Source organism: Streptomyces omiyaensis (assembly GCF_014650895.1).
Classification (GTDB): domain Bacteria; phylum Actinomycetota; class Actinomycetes; order Streptomycetales; family Streptomycetaceae; genus Streptomyces; species Streptomyces omiyaensis.
Genome location: NZ_BMVV01000005.1, coordinates 286,138 through 312,985, shown reverse-complemented (window position 1 = coordinate 312,985; position 26,848 = coordinate 286,138). Strand labels below are relative to the sequence as shown.

The following is a 26,848-nucleotide window of genomic DNA, read 5'->3' as shown; positions in this document are numbered from 1 at the left end:
ATGGCCTCGCCCCGGAACGACCGTAGCACTCAGGCGGGGACCAGGTCGCGCAGATTTTCCGGCGTCACCACCCGGGAGCCCGGAGCCAGCCCCCCGGGCCGGCCGAGACCGAGGTACGTCACCGGCTCCTCCGGCACCGGGCCGCCGGACCACTCCGTGACCTCCGCCCCCGACTCCCTCATCAGACCGACCATATGACGGACCGTCACCGGTGCGTGCTCGACCGCCCCGCGCAGCAGGACCGCCATCGAGACCCGGTGGTCCTCGACCCGGTTGGCCGACGGCGTGCCCCGCAGGCACAGGTGGAGCCAGTGCGCGTGCCACCGCCCCTCCCCGTCCCGCCGGAAGGCCACCGGCAGCGCCACCCGCCCCGGCCCGCGCAGGTCCGACTTCATCCGGACCGTGCGCGGCTCGAAGGGACGGCCGCCCTGCTCGCCCTCGCGGAGCATGTACCCGAAGAAGGACTCGGCGACCTCCTCGAAGTTCTCGCCCGCGTACACGTGCACGTGCGGCACCACGAACGTGCCGCGCACCGCGCCGAGCCGCAGCTCGATGAACTCCGAAGCACCGTCCGGGGCTTCGGTCACGTCCCCGGAGTGCCGGCCCTCCACCGTGGTCAGCTCCGTGTACGACAGCCAGGAGATCGTCGCGTACCGCTCGTCCAGGAGCAGCGCCGACAGGTCCAGGTCGGTGGTGCGCCGCGCCTCCTTCCAGTACATGAAGAACCGCAGCAGCTCGCCGTCGACCGCGGAGACCGAGCCGCGCGGCAGCACCCCGAACCCTCCCGACGAGGCCCGGCCGCTCAGCGGCAGCGCCACGTCCAGGATCCCCGGGTCGACCAGCACGCGACCGGGCGGGGGAAGCCGCCGCCGGGTCTCCCCGTCGACCAGCGCGAGGAGCCGCCGCTGCACGTCCCTCGGCAGGTCGCGGCGGGTGTCCGCCGTCACCCAGGCACTGCCGCCGCGGTTCACGAACAGGCGCCGGGGGGCGCCCGACCGGTCGTGCCGGTTCTGCAGGTGCTCCCGCACCGACAGCACCACCCGGCCCGCCACCCGCGGCGCGACCCGCTCCGCCGCCGCCAGCACGGCCTCCCGCCCGGCCTCGTCCGCCGCGGAGCGCAGCAGCCGGTCGAGCGCCCGGAAGAGCCGCCCGGGGGTCACCGCCAGCAGCTCCGCCGCACCCGGCACGTCGCCCCGCGCGAGCAGCGCCTCCACCCGCGCGTCCGGCGACGGGACCAGGACCTCGCCCCGGGCGACCGCGAACACCCCGGCCGCGTGCGGCCACGCCGGGTACTCGTGCGGGTGCAGCCGCTCCCCGAGCCGCTTCCACGCCTCCCGGTGCGGCCCCACGTCGGCGAGCTTCTCCGGAGCCCCCGCCACGACGCCGTCCAGCCCCGCGAGCAGCGCCCGCCGCAGCGGCCGGGACAGCGCGCGGAAGCGGGTCCGCTCGCGCAGGGTCACATCGCCGCCCGACAGCGCGCACGCGAGCCGCAGCACGTCCGTGACCGTGTCGAGCAGCGGCGCGGCGCCCGCCCGCAGCCGGGCCGCGTTGACCACCGCCCGGTTCTCCCGCACGGGGATCTCCGCGGGCTGCGGACCGTCCGCGCAGTGCGCGGCGAGCACCGCCAGATCGGCCAGGTGCTCGTCGTTCAGCGGTGTGACGGCCCCCGCCAGCGACAGGTACAGGGCCCCGGTCTCCTCCTCGGGGGCGCCGCCGAGGTGCAGGACGGTCAGCCGGTCGCCGGCCGCGGGGGTCAGCTCCGCGTGCGCCGCGAGCAGTTCCTCGTACGTGTGCGGGCAGCGCCCGTAGGAGGGCAGCGTCAGCAGGTTCAGCACCCCCGTGCTCAGCTGCGCCTCCACCGCCTCCCGGGCCTCCGGGTCCTCCAGCGCCTTCCGGACGCACTCCAGCCAGAACTCCCGCGTGTCGGGGACGTTGTGGGGGAAGTCGAGGAAGTACGTGTGGTGCCGGACGTGGTCGCCGACGCGCTCGCGGACCGCTTCCAGCGCCCACCGGGCCACCTCGACGACGGTCTCGGAGGACCGCCCCGACAGCTCCCCCAGCAGGGGGGAGGAGAGGGCGAACCCCGCCGTCCGCAGCGCCGCGTCGAACCGCAGGGCGGCGCCGGCTCCGTCCCCGGCGGGGCCGGCGGGGACGGACAGGCGGAGGGCGTGCCGGACGAGCAGGCGTTCGAGGGTGTGGTCCATCCCGTGATGCTCGCAGTCCTCCCGGCCGCTCCGCACGCGGATTTCGGGCGGGCGGGGAGCGGGCGGGAGGCGCGGGGAGCCGGCTCGCGCGGACGGGGGCTCAGGCGCTCGGGCCCACGTCGGGCGGGGACGGTGACGCGTCCGGGGCCGGGTCCGAAGGCGGCGGCGGTGCCGGGGCCGGGCCGCCCGCCCCGCCGAGGAGCTCGGGGAGGCCGGCGCGGGTCGCCGCCACCACCACGCGGTCGCCGGGGCGGAGCACGTACCCGGGGTGGAGCTCCCACAGGAGCGCCGGCGGCTCCGCCGCGCCGGCGCCGCCTTCCGCGGACCGCCCGTCCCCCTGGCCCCCGCCGGTGTCGAGGGCCAGGACGCGCCAGGCGCCCGGCCGGAAGGCCTCCGCCACCGTCCGGCCCTCCAGACCGGGCAGCCCCGCCACCTCCACGGCGGCGAAGAGCAGGACGCGCCGCTCCACCGGTATGGCCCCCAGGATCTGGCGGCCCATCATGGCGGCGGCGAAGGCCGGGGCCGAGAGGGTGGTGACGCTGCGGCTGCGGGTGAGGGCGCCCGGGTGGGCGGCGCGCAGGGTGCGGTAGACGGTGGTGGCGAAGTCGTCGTCGTACAGGCGCAGCGCGACCAGGAGGTCCGGCGCCAGCGTGCGGGCCGCGAGCACGGCCTCCAGATTGGTGGTGTCGGAGCTGGTCAGCGCCAGCAGCGCGTGTGCCCGGTGGACCTTCGCCGCCTCCAGGACGCCCTCCTGGGTGACGTCGCCGAGGACGACGGGGACGCGGAGCCGGCGGGCGTGCGGGATGCCCCGCGCCTCGGGGTCCTCCTCCACGCAGACCACCGGCACGCCCAGCTCGCGGAGCCGGACCAGCACGCGGGTGCCGATCCGGCCCAGGCCGAGCAGCACCACGTGGTCGTCGAGGCCGCGCGGCGGGCGCCGCAGGGCGGCCGCGCTGCGGTACGCGCCCAGCGCCTCCAGGGTCCCCGCGATCAGCAGCGGCAGCAGGGCGAGGCCCAGGAGGCCGGCCAGCAGCTGGAGCACCTGACGGGCCGTCTCCTCGCCGACCGCCGGGTCGCCGATCGCGAAGAGGTCCAGGAGCGTGAGGTAGGCGGCGTGCAGGGGGTGGGCGCCGGTGGCGAGGACGGCCGCCACGGTGAGGGCGGTGACGCCCGCGACGACGCCGGCGAGCGCCCGGCGCAGCCGGGGCGACAGCAGCTCGCGCGGCGAGGCGCCGCGGCTCCCGCGCCGCCGGGGGAGCCGCGGCTCCCGGCCGATCGCCTCCAGGACGACGGCGCCCCGCCCCGCCGCCGCCCGCACCTCGGCGTCGTCCGGCAGCAGCAGTGGCGCGAGCCCGCCGCTGCGGTCCGAACCGTCCGCGCCGGCCGGGTCGCTGCTGGTCGACGAGAGCAGGGCGAGCGTCGCCAGACCGGGCTCGGCCAGCGCGTCCGGGTCCTCGGGCAGCCGCTCGGCGGCCCGCAGCAGCACCCCGTCCGCCTGCACCGCCTTCCGCGTCCCGGCGACGGCCGTGGCCGCCAGGGCGGGCGCGGCGGTGTCCGCGTCGGACAGCACGATCGTGGCGGCGTCGCGCGGCACCGCCCCGGCGAAGGCCCCGGCGGCCGCCGGCTGCTCGCCCGCCCGGTCCAGCAGATCGGCCATCCGGTGCCCCAGGTTGCGGTTGTACATGCGCAGCACCAGCCGGACGTCCGGCGCGAGCCTGCGGGCCAGGAACGCCGCCCGCATGTTGGCCTCGTCGTCCTCGTACAGCAGCGCGAGCGCCTCCGCGTCCCGTAACCCGGCCCGGAGCAGGGTCTCCTCGTCGGGCGCGGTGCCCGTCACGTGCCGGACGCGGTCCGGGCCCGCCGGGGCGGATCCGGCCCCGGGCGCGACGAGCACGACGTCCCGCCGGTACACCTCGGCCAGCTCCCGCGCGAGGCGGTGCGCCAGCGCGTCGTCCCCCAGGACGAGCATGGTCCGCTCCGGCGCGGTTCCCCCCGTCGCCTCCCCCACGGCGGTCTCCGCTCAGCTCTCGTGACGGACGGGCTCGGCGAGCGGCAGCCGCTCCTGCGCGGGGCCCCGGCCGGCGTCCGGACCGGCCCCCGGGCGGCCGCGGCGGGCGGTGACCCAGGTGGCGACGGGCTCCGTGTAGCGGGCGGTGAGCGGGCCGACGACGACCAGGATCAGGACGTACGCGGTGGCCAGCGGGCCCAGCGAGGGCTCGATCCCGGCGGAGACGGCCAGGCCCGCGATGACGATGGAGAACTCGCCGCGCGCGACCAGCGTCCCGCCGGTCCGCCACGCGCCCTTGGCGGAGACGCCGTTGCGCCGCGCCGCCCAGTACCCGGTGGCGATCTTCGTGCCGGCGGTGACGACGGCCAGCGCCAGCGCGGGCAGCAGCACCGGCGGGATGCTCGCCGGATCGGTGTGCAGGCCGAAGAAGACGAAGAAGACGGCGGCGAACAGGTCCCGCAGCGGGCTCAGCAGGTTGTGGGCCCCCTCGGCGACCTCCCCGGACAGCGCGATGCCGACGAGGAACGCGCCGACCGCCGCGGAGACCTGGAGCTGCTGCGCGAGGCCCGCGACGAGCAGCGTCAGGCCGAGGACGACCAGGAGCAGCTTCTCCGGGTCGTCGCTGGAGACGAAGCGCGAGATCAGCCGGCCGTACCGGACGGCCACGAACAGCACCAGACCGGCGACGCCGAGCGCGATGGCGAGCGTGGCGCTGCCGGCCGCCAGCCCCGCTCCGGCGAGCAGCGCGGTGACGATCGGCAGGTAGACGGCCATCGCCAGGTCCTCCAGGACCAGGATGCTCAGCACCACCGGCGTCTCCCGGTTGCCCAGCCGCCCCAGGTCGCCGAGGACCTTGGCGATGACGCCGGACGAGGAGATCCAGGTGACCCCCGCCAGCACCACCGCCGCCACCGGCCCCCACCCGAGGAGCAGCGCCATCGCCGCCCCGGGCAGCGCGTTGAGCGCCCCGTCGACCAGTCCGGCCGGGTACTGCGTCTTCAGGTTGGAGACCAGATCGGTCGCCGTGTACTCCAGACCGAGCATCAGGAGCAGCAGGATGACCCCGATCTCGGCCCCGATGGCGACGAACTCCTCGCTGGCGCCGAGCGGGAGCAGTCCGCCTTCCCCGAACGCGAGTCCGGCGAGCAGGTACAGGGGTATGGGCGAGAACTTCAGCCGTCCGGCCATCCGGCCGAGCAGCCCGAGACCGAGGATGATCGCTCCGAACTCGATGAGGAATACGGCGGAAGAATGCACCGATCACTCCCTTCCAAGGATCGCGGCGGCGGCGTCGACGCCTTCGTGGGTGCCGATGACGATGAGGGTGTCTCCGCCGGAGAGGCGGAAGGAGGGGCCGGGGGAGGGGACGGCGTCGGCCCGCCGGAGGACGGCGACGATCGACACGCCCGTCTCCGTCCGCATCCGGGTCTCGCCGAGGGTCCGGCCGTTCCAGTGCGAGGAGGACGAGAGCTCGATCCGCTCGGCGACCAGCCCCAGCTCGGTGGTGTGGAGCAGGTTCGGGCTGTGGTGGGCCGGCATCAGGGCGTCGACGAGCGCGGCGGACTCCCCGGCCGTCAGGTGCAGTGACTGCAGGCAGGCCTCGGGGTCGTCGGAGCGGTAGACGTTGATGCTGCGGGTGCCGTCGCGGTGGGCGATCACCGACAGGTGGCGGTGTTCCCGGGTGGTGAGGTCGTACTGGACGCCGACGCCGGGCAGCGGCGTCGAGCTCATCCGTGAAGTGGGCACGGCCCGGACTCCTCGTGTTCGTCTCTGCGGGGGCGCGCGGCGAGGAGGCCGGTGGCCCTCCGCGCGGGCGGGCGGTCCGGGGCCGCGGCCGCACCATGCTGCCATCCCCGGGGGCCTTCGCACATGGGTGCCGGCACGGATGGACAGGGACCCGGCGCACCCGGAGGATGGAACGGCGCATAGGCTTCTGCGCAGGTCAGGAGGGTTCCAGCGGAAGCGGGGGTGCGGGTCGGTGTCACTGTACGGACGGATCTTCCTGCTCAACGCGGCCGTGCTGGTCCTCGCCGCCGGGCTCCTCCTCGGCCCCGTCACGGTCTCCACCCCGGTGCTCCTCGGCGAGGCGGTCGTGGTCGTCTGCGGCCTCGTCCTGATGCTGGTCCTCAACGCCGCGCTGCTGAGGGTGGGGCTCGCCCCGCTGGGCCGGCTCGGCCGCGCCATGGCCACCGCCGACCTGCTCAAGCCGGGCACCCGCCCCGAGGTCACCGGCCGCGGCGAGATCGCCGACCTGACCGCCGCCTTCAACGCCATGCTCGACCGCCTGGAGGCCGAGCGGGCCACCAGCAGCGGCCGGGTCCTGACCGCCCAGGAGGCGGAGCGCCAGCGGATCGCGCGGGAGCTCCACGACGAGGTGGGGCAGACCCTCACCGCCGTCCTCCTCCAGCTCAAGCACGCCGCCGACCACGCACCGGACGGGCTCCGGGAGGACCTGAGGCAGGCGCAGGAGACCACCCGGGCGAGCCTGGAGGAGATCCGCCGGATCGCCCGCCGGCTGCGCCCCGGGGTGCTGGAGGAGCTGGGCCTGCACAGCGCGCTGCGCTCCCTCGCCGGCGAACTCTCCACCCCCGGGCTCCGGGTGACCACGCACCTCGCCCCGGGCACCGTCCCGCTCGACCCCGCGACCGAGCTCGTCGTCTACCGGGTCGCGCAGGAGGGTCTGACCAACGCGGCCCGGCACTCCGGAGCCGGGCACGTCGCCCTCCGCCTCGGCCCGGCCCCGGGCGGCGGCACCCGCCTCCTCGTCCGCGACGACGGCCGCGGCACGGGCGGCGCCGCCGAGGGCGCCGGCATCGGCGGCATGCGGGAGCGCGCCCTGCTGGTCGGTGCCGGGCTGTGGGTCGGGGCGGGCGAGCAGGGCGGCACGGAGGTCCGCCTCGACCTGCCGGAACGCCGGCCGCCGGAGCCCCCGGCCCGGGGCGGGCCCGCGGCACCCGGCCCCGCCGCGGCCTCGGATCCCGCCGTGGCCCCGGGGCCCGGCCCCGTACCGTCCCCCGCCCCTTCGGACCCGACTCCTGGACGCGCGTGATGACCTCCCCCGTACGCCCTCCCGCCCGGATCCTCCTCGTCGACGACCACGCGCTGGTGCGGCGGGGGGTGCGGCTCATCCTCGACGCCGAGCCCGATCTGGAGGTCGTCGCCGAGGCGGGGGACGGGGCCGAGGCGGTCGCGGCCGCACGGCGGGACGACGGGCTGGACCTGGCCGTCCTGGACATCGCGATGCCCCGGATGACCGGGCTCCAGGCCGCCCGTGAGCTGGCCCGGCTGCGGCCCGGGCTGCGCGTCCTGATGCTGACGATGTACGACAACGAGGAGTACTTCTTCGAGGCGCTGCGGGCCGGGGCGAACGGGTACGTGCCGAAGTCGGTGGCCGACCGGGACCTGGTGGAGGCCTGCCGGGCGGCCCTGCGTGACGAACCGTTCATCTATCCGGGCGCGGAGACCGCGCTCATCCGCAGCTACCTGGACCGGGTGCGGTCCGGCGCCGGGCTGCCGGAACGGCCGGTCACCGAGCGGGAGGAGGAGATCCTCAAGCTGGTCGCGGAGGGGCACACCTCCCGGGAGATAGGCGACCTGCTCTTCATCAGCCCGAAGACGGTGGAGCGGCACCGCGCCAACATCCTCCAGAAACTGGGGCTGCGCGACCGCCTCGAACTGACCCGGTACGCGATCCGCGCGGGGCTCATCGAGCCCTGAGGGCCGTCCCCGCGCGCCCCCTTTCCCCGCACCGTCCGACGAATCCTTGCCGGGGGTCTTCCAGAACAATGCGACATGTGAAATTTTACACGTCACATGACAGCAGCCCCGTGTGCTCTCCCGCACGGGGCCACGACGGCCGCGGAGGCCCCCGCAGATGCATCCCTTCCGGACAACGACCCACCGCGCGCGAAGACTTCCCGTCCTCGGCGCGGCCGTCTTCATGGCGCTCGGCCTGCTCGCACCGCAGGCCCAGGCCGCCCCCGACGGGGCCGCGACCCCCGTCGCCGCGCACGCGGACCCGGCCGCCGCCCCGGCGGCACGGCGGTCCCTCCCCGTCCCCAAGTCGCCCCACGCCCTCAGCGACCGGCCCCGCTTCCGGCTCTCCTCGCAGGACGGCACCGAGGAGACGGGACCCGCGCCCGCCCCCGCGGCCCCGGCCGCCAGGACCGGCAAGGGGTCCGCCTCCGCCTCCGCCGCCGAGCCGTGCCCGGACCTCTCCGGCGTCATCGACGCCACCGGCGCCACCCTCGTCCAGCGGCTCAAGGCGCTCCCGCAGATCACCTGTACGTACCCGCTCTTCGGCCTCACCGGGGAGAACGCGCGCAAGGCCTTCCGCGAGGCCCAGATGGTGACCGTCGCCGACGCGCTGCGCGCCGGCTCCGCCGCGTACCGGGGCGACAACTCCGGCTCCCTCGGACAGCTCGTGCTGTTCCTGCGCGCCGGCTACTACGTGCAGGACAACAACGCCGCCACCGTCGGCGCGTACGGCCCGGCACTGGCCGGCGCGGCACGCGGCGCCCTCGACGCCTTCTTCGCCAACCCCCGCAGCAAGGACGTCACCGACGCCAACGGGGCGATCCTCAACGAGGTCGTCACCCTCATCGACAGCACCCGGGAGGCCGGCCGGTACGCCGGCGTCGTGAAGTGGCTCCTCGGCGGCTACGACGGCACCTGGCCCGGCCAGATGAACCTCGCGATGCAGCACGTCGAATGGGTCGTCGACAACGGCTTCAAGGCGAAGGACGACAGCCGCGGCTGGCGGGCCGCCCTCAAGGCCGACCCCTCCGTCCTCGACACCTGGGCCGGCTTCGTCCGGCGCAACGAGGCGCAGCTCAACCGCCTGGACGTCGTCAGCAACGTCGGCCGCCACCTCGGCCACGCCCTCGACATACCCGAGCTCAAGGACCGTGTCCGGCCGCTGGTCAAGGACCTCGTCCACCGCTACCCGAACGTCGGCCCCACCGCGCCGCTCACCATGAACCTGGGCTGGGCCACCCGCCAGTTCGACCGGGGCAACTGCGCCGCCTACGCCCTCTGCGACCTCGGCGAGCGCGTCCTCCCGCTGGTCCTGCCGATCCGGCACACCTGCAACGCCGGCATCGAGATCCGCGCCCAGGACATGTCCCCGGGCCAGCTGGCGAGCACCTGCACCAGCCTGATCGACCAGGACGCCTACTTCCACCGGATCATCGGCGACGAGGGCGCGGTCCCCGGCGACGTGAACACCGACCTGGAGGTCGTCGCCTTCGACGACTACACCCAGTACGCGCTCTACGCCTGGGCCATCTACGACATCGACGTCGACAACGGCGGCATGTACGAGGAGGGCGACCCCTCCGCCGCCGGCAACCAGGCCCGCTTCATCGCCCACGAGGCCAGCTGGCTGCGCCCCGCCTTCGAGATCTGGAACCTCCACCACGAGTACACCCACTACCTCGACGGCCGCTACAACATGCACGGCGACTTCGAGGCGGGCATGACCACGCCGACCATCTGGTGGGTCGAGGGCATCGCCGAGAACATCTCCTTCGGCTACCGCGGCGAGCGCAACGCGGACGCCATCGCCGAGGCCGGCCGGCTGACCTACCGGCTCAGCGACCTCTTCGACACCGTCTACGGCCAGGAGGAGGACCCCGAGGTCAACTCCCACCGGGTCTACCGCTGGGGCTTCCTCGCCGTCCGCTACATGCTCCAGAAGCACCCCGCCGACGTCGAGACGGTGCTCGGCAAGTACCGCACCGGGGACTGGACCGGCGCCCGCGCCTTCCTGAAGCAGACCATCGGCACCCGCTACGACGCGGACTTCGCGACCTGGCTGACCACCGACTGCGCGACGGCCGACTGCGGTCCGCTGCCGGACGCCCGGCCCGCCGCCCCGCTCTGCACCCTCGCCGACACCCGCCAGTTCGACGGGAACTGCCGCCGCGAGAACCTGGCCGCCACCGCCGGCGACCTCAGCTACCACTTCGTCCACCTGCCGGCCGGCGTCGACAGGCTGACGATCACCAGCAGCGGAGGCACCGGCAACGCCGACCTCTACTACGGCGGCGGCAGCTGGGCCACCCCCGGCAGCCACCTGGCGAAGTCCACCGCCGCCGGGAACGGCGAGACCCTGACGATCGAGGACCCGCCGTCCGGCTGGGTCTACTTCAGCCTCGCCGCCGCACAGGACTTCAGCGGCGTGACCCTCTCCACGCGCACCGGCTGAGCCCCGCGCCCGAGGGCGCCCGGACCCGGCACACACCGGACCCGGGCGCCCTCACCCACCCGTCCGCCCCGGACCCGGCGGTGGTCAGCGGCAGGCGGTGGTCAGGGCCGTGGTGAACTCCTCGGCCAGTTCGGCGACCGCGGACGGGGCGAAGGCCAGCGCGTTGTACTGGAGCCAGCACCGCAGGCCGCCGTCCGGCCGTTCGACCACGGTCAGCTCCGGCACGCCCCGGTCGCCGCCCGGCAGCGGCCAGGGGACGGTGCTGCCCCGCGGCAGCTCCCACGGCCCGCAGGACAGGCCCGGCAGCTGCGCGGGCGCGGCCCACGCCTCGTACCGGATCCAGGCCGCGAACGGCACGGACGGACTGAACTCGGCGAACGGGTACAGCTGGTGGTCCAGCGCCTCGCCGTAGACCACCCGCAGCCGGTCCACCAGCTCGGCGAAGCCCGGGCCCCCGCTCGCGTCCACCCGCAGCAGCAGCGACTGCACGAAACAGCCCACCGTCCGCTCGGAGTCCGGACGGGGACGGCCGGGCACCGGGGTCATCACCACCAGGTCCGGCTGCCCGCCGCGGCGCGCGAGCAGACCCGCCCAGGCCGCGGCGACGGCCAGGAAGGGCGTGGCGTCCAGCTCGGCCGCCCTGGTCCGTACGGCCCCGGCGAGCGGCGACGGTATCTCGAACTCGTGCGCCTCGGTCAGGACCTCCTCCACCTCCCGGCGGCCGGCGAACCGCTCGACGGCCTCCGGGGCGGCGGCCAGCGCCGAGGCGAAGTGGGCCCGGGAGACCGGCCAGTGGGCGTTCGACCGGTCCACCAGCTCCCCGTAGCCAGGCCCCGGCCGGACCGGCGGCACCGGCCGGCCCCGGCGCAACGCGGAGTACAGGACGCCGAGTTCGGAGAGGAGCACGCCGACCGACCAGCCGTCGGACACCATGTGGTGCGTCGCCACCAGCACCACGTGGTCGGTCTCCGACCGGCTCACCACCAGGAGGCGTGCCATCGGATCACGGGCCAGGTCGGTGAGGCGGTCGCGCTCGGACAGCAGCAGGGCGTCCACCTCCGCGTCCGAGGCCCCCGGCGCCCGGGTCAGCGTGATCCGCACCCGCGGCTCCTCGTCCAGCACCGCCCGCACGACCCCGTCCGCGACCGGCACGAAGCGGGTGCGCAGCGCCGGGTGGCGCCGGACCGCCTCGGTGAGCGCCCGGCCCAGGGTCTCCGGTTCGAGCCGGTCGGTGACCCGGAAGAGGGCCGCCACCGCGCCCGCGTCCCGCCCGGGGGCTTCGGCCATCCAGCGGAAGAAGTTCTCCTGCTGCGAGGTGAGCGCGACGGCGTGCGGCTGCGCCCGGAGCGCGGCCAGGTAGGGCGTGACGGTGCCGGCGCCCGCGGAGGCTCCGGCCGGCGCTCCCGCGGCGGAGGGGGGCGGGGCGGCGGCGGGCGAGCGGCGGTCCGGATGGTCCACCCACGCCGCCTGGGCGCGCAGTGAGGGCCGCTCGAAGACCACGGCGGTGCCCGCCCGGATCCCGAACTCCTCGCCGATGCCGGTCGCGAGCTGCACCGCCCGGAACGAGTCGCCGCCGAGCGCGAAGAACTCGGCGGCCACGTCGGTGACCGGCCGGCCGAGCAGGCGCCGCCAGAGCTCCGCCAGCCGCAGCTCCGTCGGGGTCGCCGGGGCGACCGCCGGACCGGCGGGCTCCGCGGGCGCCTCGAACAGCGGCCGGAGCCGGTGCTTGACCACCTTGCCGCTCGGGTTCCGGGGCAGGTCGTCCGCGAGCAGGATCCGGACCGGCAGTTCCGCCCGGCTCAGCCGGGCGCTCAGGAACAGCCGCAGCGCGTCCACGTCCAGACCACCGGGCCCCGCCACCACGACCGCCGCCGGGACGGCGCCCATCACGGGGTGCGGCAGGCCGAGCGCGGCGGCGTCGGCCACCGCGGGGTGCGCGTGCAGCGCCTCCTCGATGCGCAGCGTGGAGACCTTCAGCGCGCCGCTCTTGATGACGTCGCTCTCCCGGTCGACGACGTACAGGTACCCGTCCTCGTCGAGGCGCCCGAGATCGCCCATCCGCACCCAGCCGTCCCGGAACACCCCGGCGCTCCGCCCGGCGGCGCCCAGATAGGCGCGGGGCGGCCCCGGCTGGCGCAGCCAGACCTCGCCGACCTGCCCGGCGGGCACCGGAGCCCCGTCCGCGTCGAGGATCCGGAGGGCACCGGGATCCGCGGGGCGCCCCAGCGAACCGGGCCTGCGCGCGTCCACCACGGTGGAGACCTGCGCGGGCGAGGCCTCCGCGGAGGTGTAGGTGTTGACCAGCGTCACGTCCGGCAGCACCGCGGCCAGCGCCGCCGCCACCGGCACCGGCAGCGCGGCCGCCGAGGAGTTGACCAGGCGCAGACCGCTCAGGTCGTACCGTCCGGCCGTGCCCGCGTTGAGCAGCTCGATCACCATCGACGGCACCAGGAAGGCGGTGCCCACCCCGCACTCCTCGACCGCGGCGCCGAACCGGTCCGCGTCGAAGCGCGGCAGGCTGAGGGTGGTGGGCGCGGCGGTCAGCGCGGTGAGCAGCATCACCTGGCCCGCGTTGGTCCCGATCGGGAAGGCGTGCAGGGAGTGCCGCGAGTGCGCGTAGGCGCGGCGGCGGGGGTGCGCCGTCAGGCCGGCGGTCAGGCTCCCGTGCGCGGCGACCACGCCCTTGGGCGCGCCGGTGGTGCCGGAGGTCCCGATCACCTGGGCCGGGTCGTCCGGCCCGACCCGGTACGGCGGTTCCGCCGGGGGCCGGGGGCGCTCCGCCAGCAGCGCGTCCAGCCGCAGAGCCACCCGTCCCGGTACGGCGGGGAACGGGCCGTCCGTCAGGACGGTGTCCGCCTCGGCCAGGGCGGCCAGGGCGGCGACGTCGGGTTCGGACAGGTCCTCACGGGCCGGCACGGGGACCCCGCCCGCGTACTGGACGGCGAGGAAGGCGACGGCGTACCGCTCCCAGCGCGCGTCGGAGAAGCGCAGCAGCACCCTGTCGCGCGGCCCGACCCCGGCGGCGGCCAGCCCGGCGGCGGCCCGCAGCGCCTCCTCGCGCCAGCCCCGGTAGGTGAGTTCCCCGCCGCCGACGACGCGCAGCGCCGTCCGGTCCGGGTGTTCGAGGGCCCGCGCGTCGAGGAGTTCCGGGACGGTGGTCGGGGCGGGCGGCACGGTGCTGGCGATGGCGTTCTCCGGTGCGATGCGGTGGGAGGGGGGTGGAGGAGGAGAAGGGAGAAGGGGGAAGGGGGAAGGGGGCGGTCGGGGGAGGGAGCGGAGGGCGGGCCGGCCCGCCCTCCGCTCCCGGACCGTCGGCGCGGGGTCACCCCAGGCGGTCGGCGGCCTCCTCCTCGCTGAGGGCGTCGATCTCGGCGATCAGCAGCGCCTCGATCCGGGCCGCCAGGGCCGCCGGGGTGGGGCTCTCGAAGACGTCGCGGATCGACACGTCGAGACCGACGTCGGCCCGGATGCGCGCGGCCACCCTGGTCACCAGGAGCGAGTCCCCGCCGAGGGCGAGGAAGTCGTCCAGCACGCCGACCTCCGGCACGCCCAGCACCTCCTGCCAGAGCCCGACCACCAGGGCCTCGGCCTCGGTGCGGGGCGCCACGCGCCGGGCCGCGCCCGCCGGGGCGGGGTCGGGCAGGGCCGCCGCGTCGAGCTTGCCGTTGGAGGTGAGCGGGAGGGTGTCCAGGAGCACCACGGCCTCCGGCACCATGAAGGCCGGCAGCCGCAGCGCCAGGTGCTCGCGCAGCTCGTCCGCCCCCGGCGCGGCCCCCGCGTCCCGCCCGGCGGCCTGCTCCGGGACGGCGTACGCGATCAGCCTGCGTCCGTCGCGGACGGTCACGACCGCGCGTCCGACGGCCGGGTGGGCGGCGAGGGCGGCCTCGATCTCGGCGGGTTCGATCCGGTAGCCGCGGATCTTCACCTGGTCGTCGGCCCGGCCGAGGAACTCCAGCTGCCCGTCGACGCACCACCGGACCCGGTCGCCGGTGCGGTACATCCGGCCGTCCGGGGCGTCGGCGAAGGGGTCGGGCAGGAAGGCCTCCGCCGTCAGCCCGGGCCGGGCCGGATAGCCGCGGGCCAGGCCGAGGCCGCCGATGTACAGCTCGCCCTCGGACCCGGCGGGCAGCAGGCCGCCGCGCTCGTCCAGGACGTAGAGCCGCACCCCCGGCAGCGGCCGGCCCAGCGGCGGACGCCGGCCGGCGCCGGACCCGCCGGCCGGCGCCCCGCCGAGTTCGCCCGCGGTGACGATGACGGTGGCCTCGGTCGGACCGTAGGTGTTGACCAGCCGCACGGCGTCGCCGTGCCGCTCCCGCCACCGGGCGACGGTGTCCGCGCGGGCCTCCGAACCGCCCAGGACCACCAGGCGCAGCGCCGGCGGCCACGGGACCGCGTCGCCGAGCGAGACCAGCTCCTGCCAGTACGCCGTGGGCAGGTCGAGCACGGTGACGGCCCGTCCCGCGCCGGTGCGCAGCAGGTCGGGCAGGGTCCGGCCGCCGCCCGGCAGCAGGACGACGCAGGCGCCCGCGGTGAGGGCGGGCCAGAGCTCCTCGGCGTGGGTGTCGAAGCCGAGGGAGGCGAACTGGACGATCCGGTCCCCGGGCCGCAGGCCGTACCCCTCCGGCCCGGCCATCCACCGGACGCGCTCGGCCAGGGCGGCGTGCTCGACGGCGACGCCCTTGGGCGTGCCGGTGGAGCCCGAGGTGTAGAGGAGGTAGGCGAGACCGCCGGGGTCCGTCCCCGGCAGCCGGGCCTCCGTGCCGGCGGCGGTGGGGGACGGCGGCGGGGTGGGCGGCTCCGGGAGGGCCGCCGCGGCCGGCGCGGGGACGCGCAGGACGGGGACGCCCCGGGCCGAGGCCTCCGGGTCCACCGCCCGGGACTCCCCGGGCCGCGATTCCCGGCCGTCCGCCTCGTCGGGCGCGTCCCCCGTGAGGAGCAGGGCCGCGTCCGCCTCGTCGAGCATCAGCCGCCGACGTTCGGCCGGGTGCGCGGGGTCGAGCGGCAGATAGCCCGCACCGGCCTTCCAGACCGCGAGCAGCGCGACGACCAGCTCGAAGGAGGGATCGATCCGGACGCCCACCGCACGGCCGGCCACCGGCCCCAGACGGAGCGCCAGTTCGGTCGAGGCGCGGTCGAGTTCCGCGTACGACAGGACGCGTCCGGCGCACGCGAGGGCGGGGGCGCCGGGGCGGGCGGCGACCTGTTCGGCGAAACCGCGCAGGATCGGACGGGCGTCCTCGGCGACGGCGGGCCCTGCACCGAGGGCGAGCAGCGCGGAGCGCTCCTCGCCGGACAGCAGCCAGTCGCCGTGCAGCGGTACGTCGACGTCCTCGACGGCCCGGGCGAGCAGGCGGCGGACCCGGCGCGCCAGGGCCTCGACCGTGGCGCGCTCGAAGAGCTCCCGGTCGAAGCAGAACGAGAGCGTCATCCCGCCGTCCGGGGTGCGCCAGCTGTCCAGCAGCAGATCGGTCTTGGCCCGGGCGAAGCCGGAGTCCATGTCCGCCGTCCGGACGCCCGCGGGCAGTGCGGCCCGCCCGTCGGCACCGGCGGGCTCGTACTGGCTCTGGTGGACGAAAACCGCCCGGTGGAGCGGGCCGGCGCCGGGCAGCACGGGCAGGCCCAGTCCGGCGGCCAGCCGCTCGACCGGGACGTCCTGGTGGGTCAGCGCGGCCATCGTGGCGGCGCGCACCCGGCGCAGCACGGTGCGGAAACCGGGCTCGCCGGTGAGGTCGGCGCGGATCACCCCGGTGCGCGAGAAGTAGCCGAGCAGGTCCTCGTGCGCGGTCTCGTTGCGGCCGGCCAGCGGGGTGCCGACGGCGAAGTCGTGGCAGCCGCTCCAGCGGGCCAGCACGCACTGGTAGGCGGCGAGCAGCACCATGAACGGGGTGCAGCGCTGCTCGCGGGCGAGGGCGTCGATCCCGGCGACCTGCCCGGCTCCGAGGGCGAGGTCGACGAAGCCCGCCGGGTGGGCGGGTTCGGCGGGCCGGGGGTGGTCCAGCGGCATCCGCAGGGTGCCGACGCCGGCCAGGCGTCCGCTCCAGTACGCGAACGCCTCCTCGGCCGCACCGCCGTCCAGCCGGTTCCGCTCGGCCGCCGCGAAGTCGCCGAACTGGAGCTTCAGGTCCGCGAGTTCGGCGGGCGCCTCGCCGGTCTCCTCGCGGTACAGGGCGATCAGCTCACGCCACAGCACGGTGAACGACCAGCCGTCGGAGACGATGTGATGGACCACCAGCACCAGGGCGTGCTCGTGCTCGCCCGCGCTGACCAGGACGGCCCGCAGCGGTGGCCGCTCGGCCAGGTCGAAGGGGGCGTTGACGAAGGGGGCGCAGGCCGCGGTGAAGGACTCCTCGGCCGCGTCCGGGACCGGCACCCGGTCGAGCGCGACGTCCCTGACGGGTTCCACGAGCTGGACGGGGTGTTCGCCCTCCATGGCGAACCGGGTGCGCAGCACGTGGTGCCGGGCGGTCAGCCGGGTGAGCGCCGCGCCCAGTGCCCGGGCGTCGAGCGGACCGCTCCACCGGCGGGTCAGGTACATGTTGAACCCGGCGTCCCCCGGGTCCAGTTGCTGGAGGAACCAGAGGCGGCGCTGCTCGTCGGTGAGCGGGTGGCGGGCGATCGGGGCCGGGGCCGGGGCCGGCGTCGGGGGTGTGGCCGTGGCCGTGGCCGGGGTTGTGCTCGTGGTCGTGGTCGGGGAGGTCATGCGTCTCTCTCGCTTCTCGCGCGGGCCTTCAGGGTCTCCAGGCCGATCAGGTCGTCGGACTCGGCGTCCGGGACTTCCCTGTCGAAACGGGCCAGGACGGGAACGCAGAAACTGATCAGGGCCAGTGCGGCCATGGCGAGGCCGAACACCAGGTAGAGCAGGCCGATGCCGCGCCCGTCGCCGGTGCCGATCACCGCGCCGACGGTCGACGCCAGCGCGCCGCCCTCGTCCATGAGGGGCTGGAGCAGTCCGGGACCCGCCGGGGCGACCAGGGCGAAGCCGATCGGCAGGGTCGACCAGGCGACCATGGTGTTCACCGCGATCACCCGGCCGTGGAAGCGCATCGGCACCTTGGTCTGGACGACGGTCGCGTAGATGCCGTTGAGCAGCGCCAGCCCGTACGTCATGCCGAACGCCCCCGCGGCGACCACGGCCACCGAGGGCCGCAGTCCGGTGACGAAGCAGGCGGCGGCGAGACCGAGGGCGGCGAGGAGGACACCGCGCATCCGCATCCGCCGGGGGCCTCCCCAGACCAGCAGGGTCAGTCCGCCGAGGACGGCACCGAGGCCGGCCGCGGTGGAGACCCAGCCCGCCGCCGCCGTCGAGGAGAAGGAGAGCACCAGCGGGGTGACGAGCAGGAAGAGCGGGGAGAGGAAGACGTTCAGCGCCGCGAACCAGAACAGCATGGCCCGGAAGTGCCGGCTCCCCAGCGCCCTGCGGAAGCCCGCCCGGATCTCGGCGCCGACGCTCTCGCGGCGGGTGGCCGCCATCGCGTCGGGGAAGCGGACCGCCAGGGTGACGCCGGTGGCGAGCAGGTAGGTGACGACGTCGAAGACCAGGATGCCGCCGAGACCGACCACGTGCAGCACGCCGACCGCGATCAGCGGGACGAGGAACTGGGCGAGGCCCAGGGCCATCTGGACGACGCCGTTCGCCCGGCCCAGGAAGCGCTTGGGCACCAGCTGCGGCACCGCCGAACCCCAGGCCACGCGCTGGAAGGCGAGCGCGGCGGAGAGCAGCGAGATCATCAGGTAGCAGTGCCAGACCTCCAGCGAGTCGCCGAGGTGGAGCGCCAGCAGGGCGGCCTGGGTGAGGCCGGCCGCGACGTCGCCCCACAGCATCACCCGGCGGCGGTCGCCGCGGTCGACGACCGCACCGGCCAGCGGGGCGACCACGACGCCGGGCACGAGGCCGAAGGCGGCGAGCAGCCCGAGCTGGGCCAGCGAACCGGTCTGGAGGTAGAGCCAGATCGGCAGGGCGAACTCGGTGAGCGCCGAGCCGATCATCGAGAGCTGCTGCCCGGTGGCGATCGCCAGGAACCGGCCCATCGTCGGCCGCACGGGCCGCCGTTCGCGCGTCTTGCCCGCCGCCCTCCCCGGCCGGTCGGCCGTCGGCCCGGCGGCCGTCGGCCCACCGGGGGAGCCCGTTCCGGACGCGGGGGAGCCCGTTCCGGACGCGGACCGCGGCCCTGCGAGGGCGTCCGCTCCTGCGACGGCGTCCGCTCCGTTGGCATCGTCCGCGCCGGTCCCGCCGGACGCCGCGGCGGTCGCGGCCTCCGCACCGGCCGTGAGCCCGGCCCCGGCACGGAGAGCGGTTCCGGTACGCAGAGCGGTCGCGGCCTCCGTACCCGCGTCCTCGTGGGACAGGCCGGCCAGCCACCACGTGGCGTCGGCGGTGCGGCCGTGGCGCGCCTCCGTCCCGGCGGCGAGGGAGCGGTGCACCTCCGTCAGGATGTCCGCCAGCTCCGCCGCCCGGTACTTGAGATAGAAGTGCCCGGCCTCGTCCAGGACCACCACGGCGGCGGTCCGGGAGATCCGGTGCCACTCGCGGAACCGCTCCTCGTAGAACTCGGTCGCCGGGTCGCGGTCGCCGCAGACGGCGATGACCGGCGCCCTGAGGGTGCCGCCCTCGCTCTCGTACAGCTCGCCGAAGTACCGCTCGGCGTCCTGCGTGCCGATCCGGCGGTTGCGCACGATCAGCCTCAGCTGCTCCTCGTCGACCTCGTCCACGTCGAGCCCCGCCGCGGCCAGCGCGTTGATCATGCCCTGGTCGCTGCGCAGGCGGGCGGCCAGTTCGGCGAAGCGCTCGGCCAGCGCGGCGCCGCGGCCCCGCGGGCGGGCGAACGGGAAGATGCCCCCGAGGTGGACGGCGTCGATCTCCCGTCCCGCGGCCTCCACCCGGCGGGCGATCTCGACCGTCAGCCGGACCCCGACCCCGCAGTGCCCGTACAGCACCAGGCGTCCGGGGACGTTCGCGAGGATCTCCTCGGCGCAGAGCCGGGCGACCTCGTCGGTGTCCATCGCCTCCTCGCCCAGTTCGTGGCCGGGGACGGCGAGGGAGTGCAGGGCCCAGTCCGCGGGCAGGGCGTCGGCGAGCGGCTTGTAGATGAGCGCGCTGCCGCCTCCGTAGGGGGCGCAGACCACGCTGGCGCTCACCCGGCGGCGCTCGGGGGTGAGCCGGTGCAGCAGCCGGCGCGGCCCGGTCCCCTCCTCGGGGGCGGTCACCCGGGCGGCGAGCCGGCGGACCGTCGGGTGGGTGAAGAGGTCCATCACGCCGACCGGCGTCGCCAGGCCGGGGAAGGCCCGGCGCATCCGGGCGACCACCTGGGTGGCGAGCAGGGAATGGCCGCCGAGCTCGAAGAAGTCGTCCAGCGCGCCGACCCGGGGGACCCCCAGCAGCTCCGCCCACAGGGCGGCGATCACCTCCTCCGTCCCGTCCTCGGGCGGGACGTGGACGCCGTCCGCCGGGCCGTCCGCGGGCTCGGGCAGCGCCTTGCGGTCGACCTTGCCGTGCGGGAGCAGGGGAAGCCGCTCCAGCGTCACGTAGCGGGCCGGGACCATGTAGTCCGGCAGGACCTCGCCCAGGGCGGCGCGCAGCTCGGCGGTGGCGGGCGGCGGGTCGCCGGCGGGGTGCTCCAGATAGGCGACGAGGTTCTGCCGGACGCCCTCGCCCCGGGCCAGGACCACCGCCTGGGTGATGCCGGGCAGGGCGGTCAGCGCGGCCTCGATCTCGCCCGGCTCGACCCGGTGGCCCCGGACCTTGATCTGGTCGTCGGCGCGGCCCAGGTACTCCAGGGTCCCGTCGGCCCGCCAGCGGGCCAGGTCGCCGGTGCGGTACATCCGCGGTCCGCCGGTACCCGTCCCGGTATCGGCACCGGTGTCCGTCCCGGTACCGGTGTCGACCGGATCGGCACCGGCACCGGCCCGACCGTCGTCGAGGCCGTGGAGGCCGTGGTCCGCACCGGCGTACGGGTCCGGCAGGAAGCGTTCGCGGGTCAGGTCCGGCCGCCCGAGGTAGCCGCGGGCCAGCCGGTCCCCGCCGACGTACAGCTCACCGGTGACCCCGGGCGGCACGGGTGCGCCGGCCGCGTCCAGCACGTAGCAGCGTCCGCCGGCCAGCGGGCTGCCGATCGGGGTGCTGCCCGGCATGGACAGGCCCTCGGCGGTGACCTCGTGGACGGTGATGCCGACCGTCGCCTCGGTCGGCCCGTAGTGGTTGAACACCGCGCACGTGCCGAGCGCGGCGATGCCCGCCGCCCAGGACCAGGAGCTGGCCTCGCCGCCCAGGACCAGGGACCGGCGCGGCAGGAGCCGTTCGAGGGGCGCGTCGGCGGTGAGCGCGGCCAGGTGGGAGGGCGTCATCTTCAGGTGGTCGATGCCCGCCCGCTCGATCTCCGCGGCCAGTTCCACCCCCGCGATGCGGCGCGGCAGCAGGTGGACCCGGCCGCCGGTGGTGAGCGCCAGGTAGAGCATGGTCATGCTGAAGTCGAAGGCGAGCGACTGCACCAGTCCGTAGGAGGCCCCGGGCTCGATCCGCAGGCGTTCGGCCGCGCCCGCGAGGTAGTTGAGGAACTGCCGGTGCTGCACCGCCACGCCCTTGGGCGCGCCGGTGGAGCCCGAGGTGTAGATCACGTACGCGAGGTGGTCGGCGCCCGAGAGCTCCTCCAGGGGCGCCCCGTCCCCCTCCTCCGCGGGCCGGCCGCCGTCGTCCCCCGCGCCGTCGCCGCCGTCCGTCAGCAGGTCCGCCGCGGGGTGGTCGCCGAACCGGGGGCGCAGCGCGCTGTCGGTGACCAGGACCTTGGCCCCCGCGTCGGCGACCAGGCGGGCGAGGCGGGCGGGGGGCTGCTCGGGGTCGAGCGGCAGGTAGCCGCCGCCCGCCTTCAGGACCGCGACCAGCGCGACCGCCAGTTCGGCGGACTGCTCCAGGCAGACGGCCACCCGGTCGTCCGGCCCCACGCCGAGCGCCCGCAGCCGCCGGGCCAGGGCGGTGGCGCGGCGGTCGAGGTCGCCGTGGGTCACGGTGCGGTCCTCGAAGACCAGCGCGGGCGCGTCGGGGGTGCGGGCCGCGGCATCGGCCAGTGCCCGGGTGAGGGTGGCGGGGCCGCCCTCCGGGAGCGCGGGACCGGCGGCCCACTCCTCCAGGACCGCGGCCCGCTCGGCGGCGCCGAGCAGCGGGAGCCGGTCGACCGGCAGCGAGGGGTCGGCGGCACCGGCCGCGGTCAGCAGCTCGAACCGCTCCACGAGGCGCTCGACCGTGCCGGCGTCGAAGAGGTCGGTGCGGTAGGTGAGCAGGCCGTAGAGGCCGCCGTCCGCCTCCTCGCGCATGTAGAGGGCGAGGTCCGCGTGGGTGGTGGTGGCCTCGTAGCCGAAGCCCTCGGCGGCCGGGCCGGCGGCCCCGGCGGAGGTGGCCGAGCGGTCCCCGTAGTTCTGGAAGGCGAAGGTGGTCTGGAAGACGGCGGCGCGGCTGACGTCGCGCTCCACCGCGAGGTCGCCGACCATCTGCTCGAACGGCACCTCCTGGTGCGCGTACGCGTCGAGCGTGGTCTCCCGGACCCGGCTGATCAGCCGGCCGAAGTCGAGGTCGGGGGAGAGCCGGGCCCGGATCGGCAGCATGTTGACGAACGCGCCGACCACGTTCTCCAGTTCACGGTGGAGGCGGCCGGCGACGGCGGAGCCGACCGCGAAGTCGCGGCTGCCGGAGTGCCGTCCCAGCAGGGCCTGGAAGGCGGCCATCAGCACCATGTACGGGGAGGCGCCGTGGGCCCGTGCCACCTCGCCGATCCGCCGGGAGAGCGCGGGACTCCAGCGGAACTCGACCGCCGCCCCGTCGAAGGTGAGGAGCGGCGGGCGGGGCCAGTCGGAGGGCAGCTCCAGGGCCGGGACGCCGTCGAGTTCGCCGCGCCAGTACGCCCGCGAGGCGTCGAGCGTCCCGCTGTCGATCCGGTCCCGCTGCCAGACCGCGTAGTCGCCGAACTGGACTTCCAAAGCCGGAAGTTCGCCGGGTTCGCCGTGGGCGTGGTGGGCGTAGCGGAGGTCGAACTCGCGGTGGAGGAGGTCGATCGACCAGCCGTCGCAGACGATGTGGTGCATCACCAGGGCCAGGACGTGGTCGTCCTCGGCGACGCGGACGACCAGGGCGCGCAGCAGCGGTCCGGTCCCGAGGCCGAAGGGCTCGGCGATGAGCGCGCCGAGTTCGGCGGCGGCGCGCGCCTCCGGGTCCGGGTCCGCGCCGGCGTCCCGGTACGCGGCGGCGAAGGGCGCCGGTTCGGCGACCCGGACCTCGGCGGTGCCGGACTCGGTGGTGCGGAAGGTCATCCGCAGGCTCTCGTGCCGGGTCACCAGGTCGGTCAGCGCGGCGTCGACCGCGGCGCGGTCGAGGGGCCCGCGGAGGCGGCGGGCGGGCGCCAGCGTGTACGCCGTGGAGCCGGGGGCGAACTGGTCCATGAACCAGAGCCGTTCCTGGCCGCTGGAGAGGGGCGGCGCGGTGTCCGCCGGACGGGGGTCCACCACCCGGGCGGGGGCCGCGGCGCCGCGCAGCCTCCGGCTGAGCAGGGCGCGCTTGGTCTCGGACCAGCCGGCGGGCAGGTCCTGGGTATCCGTCATGGGGTTCCTGTTCGGGCGTGCGGTGAGGTGAGCGGAGGGGTGCGGGCACGGCGGGGCCCGGGCGCGGCGCTGCGGCCGCGCCCGGTGCGAGGGACGTGCGGGCCGGGCCGTCCGCCCCCGGATCCCGCCGGTCGGGCCCGCGTCGCCCGGTGCCGTGCACCGCGAGGCGGAGCGGTGCCCGTGTACGGGGGACGTACCCGGGTGTCCCGGCGACGCTTCGAGGTGCGGTGGCGGGCGGTGCGGGCCGGGCGGGATCCGGAGGGGACGGTCTAGCGGAGGGCGCGGACGGCGGCGGCGATGCCGGCCGGCGTCGGGACGTCGAAGAAGACGTCGAGGTCCACTTCCACGCCGAGCGCGTCGCGGATCCGGGCGGCGATCCGCACCACCGTCAGCGAGTGCCCGCCGAGGTCGAAGAGGTCGTCCTCGGGGCCGACGTCGGGCAGGCCGAGCACCTCGGCCCAGATCCGGCGGACCGTGCCGGTCGTCCCGTCGCCGTCGTCGCCGTCCCCGGCGCCGCCGGTGACGGGGGGCGCCGGGGACTCGCGGGGAGGCACGGGCAGGGCCCGCCGGTCCAGCTTCCCGTTCGGGGTGAGCGGCAGGCGCTCCAGGGCGAGCCAGCGCTGCGGCGCCATCGCGGCGGGCAGCGTGCGCAGGAGGTGGTCGCGCAGCTCGGCGGGGGCGGGCGGCCGGGCGCCCGCGGCCGGGACCAGGTAGCCCGCGAGGAAGGGCTCGCCGTCCTCCTCGGTGCGGACGGCGACGGCGGCCTGGGCGAGGCCCGGGTGCTCCAGCAGGGCGGACTCGATCTCGCCGAGTTCGATCCGGTGGCCGCGGATCTTGACCTGGTCGTCGATCCGGCCGAGGAAGACGAGTTCGCCGTCGGGGGTCAGGACGGCCTGGTCCCCGGTGCGGTAGAGCCGGGTGCCGGGCGGCCCGAACGGGTTGCGCACGAAGCGCTCGGCGGTGAGTCCCGGCCGGCCGAGGTAGCCGTGGGCGACGCCGTCCCCGCCGATCAGCAGCTCGCCGGGGATGCCGAGCGGGGCGGGCCGCAGCCGCTCGTCGACGACGTAGACCTGGGTGTTGGCGATCGGGCGGCCGATCGTGACCCGCTCGGGTGCGGCCGGGAGCTCGGCGCAGGTGGACCAGACGGTGGTCTCGGTGGGGCCGTACACGTTGAACAACCGGGCCGTGCGCGCGCGCAGTTCGCGGGCGAGCGGCAGGGGCAGCGCCTCGCCGCCGGCCAGGCCCGTGACGGCGGAGAGCGCGTCGGGCCCGGTCCCCGCCGCGAGCATCACCCGCCATCCGGACGGGGTGGCCTGGACGTGGGTGACGCCCTCGGTGCCGATCAGCGCGAGCAGTCCGGGGCCGTCGACGGCGAGGCCGTCCGGGGCCAGGACCAGCCGGCCGCCGGTGATCAGCGGCAGGTAGAGCTCCAGCGCGGAGATGTCGAAGGAGAGCGAGGTCAGCCCGAGCCAGGCGTGCCCGGGGCCGGAGCCGAGCAGGCCGGCGAAGGAGGTGAGCAGGTTGACCAGCGCCCGGTGGCCGACCGAGACGCCCTTGGGGCGGCCCGTGGAGCCGGAGGTGTAGAGGACGTACGCGACGTCGTCGGGTCCGGGCGGGGTTCCGGCGGGGGCCCCGGGGCCGGTCCCGGCGGGGTCCTGCCGGGGTGCCGGGAGGCGCAGGACGGCGGGGGCGGCGTCGGCGACCTCGGGCGCGGGCTCGCGGTCGGCGAGCAGCAGTACGGCTCCGGAGTCGCGCAGGACGAGGGCGAGGCGCTCGGCCGGGTAGCCGGGGTCCAGCGGCAGGTAGGCGGCGCCGGCGGCGAGGGTGGCGAGCAGGGCGGCCGGCAGGTCGGCGGTGCGGTCCAGGTGGAGGGCGACCAGATCGCCGGGCCGGACCCCCGCCGTGCGCAGGTCTAACGTCAACCGGTCGACTCGCAGCAGGAGTTCGCGGTAGCTGAGGTGGGTGCCGGCCGCGCTGACCGCGAGGGCCCCGGGGGTCGCGGCGGCCTGGGCGCGGACCAGGTCGAGCACGGTCCGGTCGGCCGGGTAGGGCCGGGCGGTGGCGTTCGGCCCGGTGGTCACGGCCCGCAGTTCGGCGGCGTTCAGGAGCGGCAGGTCGGCGAGGGGGGCGCCGGGGGAGGCGACCGCGCCGCCGAGGAGGGTGCGGTAGTGGCCGGCGATCCGGCGGGCGGTCTCCCGGTCGAGCGCGGAGGGGTCGTACTGGAGGCTGAAGTCGAGCCCGCCACCGGGGGTTTCGGCGGTGCCGGGCGCCTCGACGATCTGGAGGTGGAGGGTGTTGCGGGCCGCGCGGTTGTACACGGCCCAGGCGATCCGGGCGCCGGTGCCGGCGAACTCCGGATCGGCCCCGCGCCGTCGGTAGCCGAGCGAGACGGCGGTCAGGCCGACACGGGGGCCGAGGCCGGTCACGGCGGAGCCGAAGGGCACCCGGCGGTACGGGTACCCGGCGCGCAGCTCGGCCCGGACGGCGGCGGCGAAGGCGGCGAAGGCGGCGGTGTCCGGGGCCGCGGGGGCGGGGACGCCGGTGTCGGCGGTGGGGCTCGGCGCGTCGGACGGGGGCGCGTGGACGGGCAGTTCGTTGACGAACATGCCGATCTCGTCCGCGAGTTCGGGCGTCCGCGTGGAGAGCGGGACGGACACCGGCACCGCCTCGCCGCCGTAGCGGCGCAGCAGCGCGTGCAGTGCCGTGAGCAGGAATTCGAAGACCGTGACGCCGGCGAGGGCGGCCGCGGCGGCCAGCTCGCCCGCGCCGGCCCCGTCGAGGTGCCACTCGACCGTCCCGCCGGCCCCCGTGCCGGACGGGGTGCGCGGTGCGGCGGGCAGCACCGGTTCGGTGGCGGCCGCCCAGCGCGGCCCGTACCACGCCGCGGCCCGCCGCACGGTCTCCGGATCGGCGTCCGGCGGGGAAGGCCGGTGCGGCTCGAACGGCCCAGCCGGTGCGTCCGGTGCGAAAGCCCCGGCTCGTCCAGGGCCTCCCGCCCGCGCGGAGGATCCGGCCGCCGTCGGCACCGCCGCCCCGGGCGGGGGCGCCGAGCCGTACGCGGCCGCGAGGTCCCTGGCCAGGACGTCCTTGGAGTTGCCGTCGAAGACCGCGTGGTGGGCGGTGAAGAGGAGTTCTGCGCTCCCGTCGGCGCGCCGGTGCAGGGTGAAGCGGCTGAGCGGGCCGGTCTCCAGGGAGAAGGGGCGGGCGGCCTCCTCCTCCAGCCGCCGCTCCAGCTCGGCCTCGTCGGCGGGCGCGTCGAGCACGACGAGCCCGGGGCACCGGGCCGCGGCTTCCTGCCAGACCTCGCCGTCGTGTTCCACGAGGCGGGCGGAGAGGGCCGGGTGGCGCCTGGTCACGGCGGTCACGGCGCGGTCCAGCGCGCCCGTGTCGACCCGGTCGAAGGAGATCCGCAGGGGCATGTGGAACGCCTCGCGGGCCAGTCCCAGCCGATCGGTCAGCCAGACCCCTCGCTGGGCGGGGGAGGCCGGTATGCGGTCGGACCGGGAGAGGACTTCGGACATCGGCGGCTCGCTTAGGACGTCGGAGCGGAGTGGCGGAGGTGCTGTGGGCGAACGTGCGGCAGCGGGACGGGTCGCGGGCCGCCGCGCACCGGCGCGTCGGACGCGGTCGGCGGTCCGGGGCGGCCGGGTGCGGCGGAAGGGCACCGGCCGTCGTACGAGGCCGGTCCTCCCCCCGGGGACCGGCCGACGGCCGTGGGCGGTCGGGATCGCCGGGCATGCCGGGATGCCCGGAGGTGCCGGGTATCTCCGGCCCCGCCCGATGCAGCCCAATGGTCCAGACCTGTCGAGAGATTCGCACACCGCCCCAGCACCGTCAAGAGTCGTC

At 76.3% G+C, this 26,848-nt stretch carries 11 protein-coding genes; 3 read left to right on the top strand and 8 right to left on the bottom strand.

From position 1 onward, the window contains the following. Nucleotides 1-29: 29 nt before the first annotated feature. The 4 genes from IE287_RS11490 to IE287_RS11475 all read right to left on the bottom strand — a co-directional run bounded on the left by IE287_RS11490 (nt 30) and on the right by IE287_RS11475 (nt 5,943). Nucleotides 30-2,204 carry a TerD family protein gene (locus IE287_RS11490; RefSeq protein WP_189848853.1) on the bottom strand — a complete coding sequence of 725 codons (2,175 nt, stop codon included), beginning with the start codon at nt 2,202-2,204 and terminating at the stop codon, nt 30-32. Between the two features lie 100 nt (nt 2,205-2,304). Then, nucleotides 2,305-4,173, bottom strand: coding sequence for an NAD(P)-binding protein (locus IE287_RS11485; protein ID WP_189848918.1), 1,869 nt, complete (start codon nt 4,171-4,173; stop codon nt 2,305-2,307). Between the two features lie 51 nt (nt 4,174-4,224). Continuing rightward, nucleotides 4,225-5,469, bottom strand: coding sequence for a cation:proton antiporter (locus IE287_RS11480; RefSeq protein WP_229883411.1), 1,245 nt, complete (start codon nt 5,467-5,469; stop codon nt 4,225-4,227). Between the two features lie 3 nt (nt 5,470-5,472). Continuing rightward, nucleotides 5,473-5,943: a cation:proton antiporter regulatory subunit gene (locus IE287_RS11475; RefSeq protein ID WP_189848917.1), complete on the bottom strand. Its 471-nt coding sequence runs from the start codon at nt 5,941-5,943 to the stop codon at nt 5,473-5,475. Nucleotides 5,944-6,190: 247 nt separating this feature from the next. On the opposite strand from IE287_RS11475, the gene IE287_RS11470 reads away from it, so the two are divergent. The 3 genes from IE287_RS11470 to IE287_RS11460 all read left to right on the top strand — a co-directional run bounded on the left by IE287_RS11470 (nt 6,191) and on the right by IE287_RS11460 (nt 10,420). Continuing rightward, on the top strand, nt 6,191-7,261 hold the full coding sequence (locus IE287_RS11470) for a HAMP domain-containing sensor histidine kinase (protein ID WP_189848852.1): 1,071 nt from the start codon (nt 6,191-6,193) through the stop codon (nt 7,259-7,261). Beyond that, entirely contained in the window at nt 7,261-7,929 is a 669-nt protein-coding gene (locus IE287_RS11465) for a response regulator (RefSeq protein ID WP_189848851.1), read from the top strand. Before IE287_RS11470 ends, IE287_RS11465 begins: the two co-directional genes overlap by 1 nt. Before the next feature lie 157 nt (nt 7,930-8,086). Further along, nucleotides 8,087-10,420 carry a M9 family metallopeptidase gene (locus tag IE287_RS11460; protein ID WP_229883410.1) on the top strand — a complete coding sequence of 778 codons (2,334 nt, stop codon included), beginning with the start codon at nt 8,087-8,089 and terminating at the stop codon, nt 10,418-10,420. 84 nt (nt 10,421-10,504) lie between these two features. On the opposite strand, the gene IE287_RS11455 is transcribed toward IE287_RS11460, so the two are convergent. From IE287_RS11455 to IE287_RS11440, 4 genes are all read right to left on the bottom strand, one after another. Further along, nucleotides 10,505-13,594: a class I adenylate-forming enzyme family protein gene (locus tag IE287_RS11455; protein ID WP_229883409.1), complete on the bottom strand. Its 3,090-nt coding sequence runs from the start codon at nt 13,592-13,594 to the stop codon at nt 10,505-10,507. Between the two features lie 148 nt (nt 13,595-13,742). Next, nucleotides 13,743-17,120 carry a non-ribosomal peptide synthetase gene (locus IE287_RS11450; protein WP_189848850.1) on the bottom strand — a complete coding sequence of 1,126 codons (3,378 nt, stop codon included), beginning with the start codon at nt 17,118-17,120 and terminating at the stop codon, nt 13,743-13,745. Continuing rightward, a complete protein-coding gene (locus IE287_RS11445; RefSeq protein WP_189848849.1) occupies nt 17,117-23,002 on the bottom strand; it encodes a non-ribosomal peptide synthetase/MFS transporter in 5,886 nt (1,961 codons plus the stop codon). The genes IE287_RS11450 and IE287_RS11445 overlap by 4 nt, the downstream gene beginning before the upstream one ends. A gap of 269 nt (nt 23,003-23,271) precedes the next feature. After that, entirely contained in the window at nt 23,272-26,523 is a 3,252-nt protein-coding gene (locus tag IE287_RS11440) for a non-ribosomal peptide synthetase (protein WP_189848848.1), read from the bottom strand. Between the last annotated feature and the right edge of the window lie 325 nt (nt 26,524-26,848).

Coding starts and splice junctions, on each gene's coding strand:
- IE287_RS11490 (WP_189848853.1), bottom strand. CDS start 2,204: ATGGACCACACCCTCGAACGCCTGCTCGTCCGGCACGCCCTCCGCCTG.
- IE287_RS11485 (WP_189848918.1), bottom strand. CDS start 4,173: ATGCTCGTCCTGGGGGACGACGCGCTGGCGCACCGCCTCGCGCGGGAG.
- IE287_RS11475 (WP_189848917.1), bottom strand. CDS start 5,943: ATGAGCTCGACGCCGCTGCCCGGCGTCGGCGTCCAGTACGACCTCACC.
- IE287_RS11465 (WP_189848851.1), top strand. CDS start 7,261: ATGACCTCCCCCGTACGCCCTCCCGCCCGGATCCTCCTCGTCGACGAC.
- IE287_RS11460 (WP_229883410.1), top strand. CDS start 8,087: ATGCATCCCTTCCGGACAACGACCCACCGCGCGCGAAGACTTCCCGTC.
- IE287_RS11450 (WP_189848850.1), bottom strand. CDS start 17,120: ATGACCTCCCCGACCACGACCACGAGCACAACCCCGGCCACGGCCACG.
- IE287_RS11445 (WP_189848849.1), bottom strand. CDS start 23,002: ATGACGGATACCCAGGACCTGCCCGCCGGCTGGTCCGAGACCAAGCGC.
- IE287_RS11440 (WP_189848848.1), bottom strand. CDS start 26,523: ATGTCCGAAGTCCTCTCCCGGTCCGACCGCATACCGGCCTCCCCCGCC.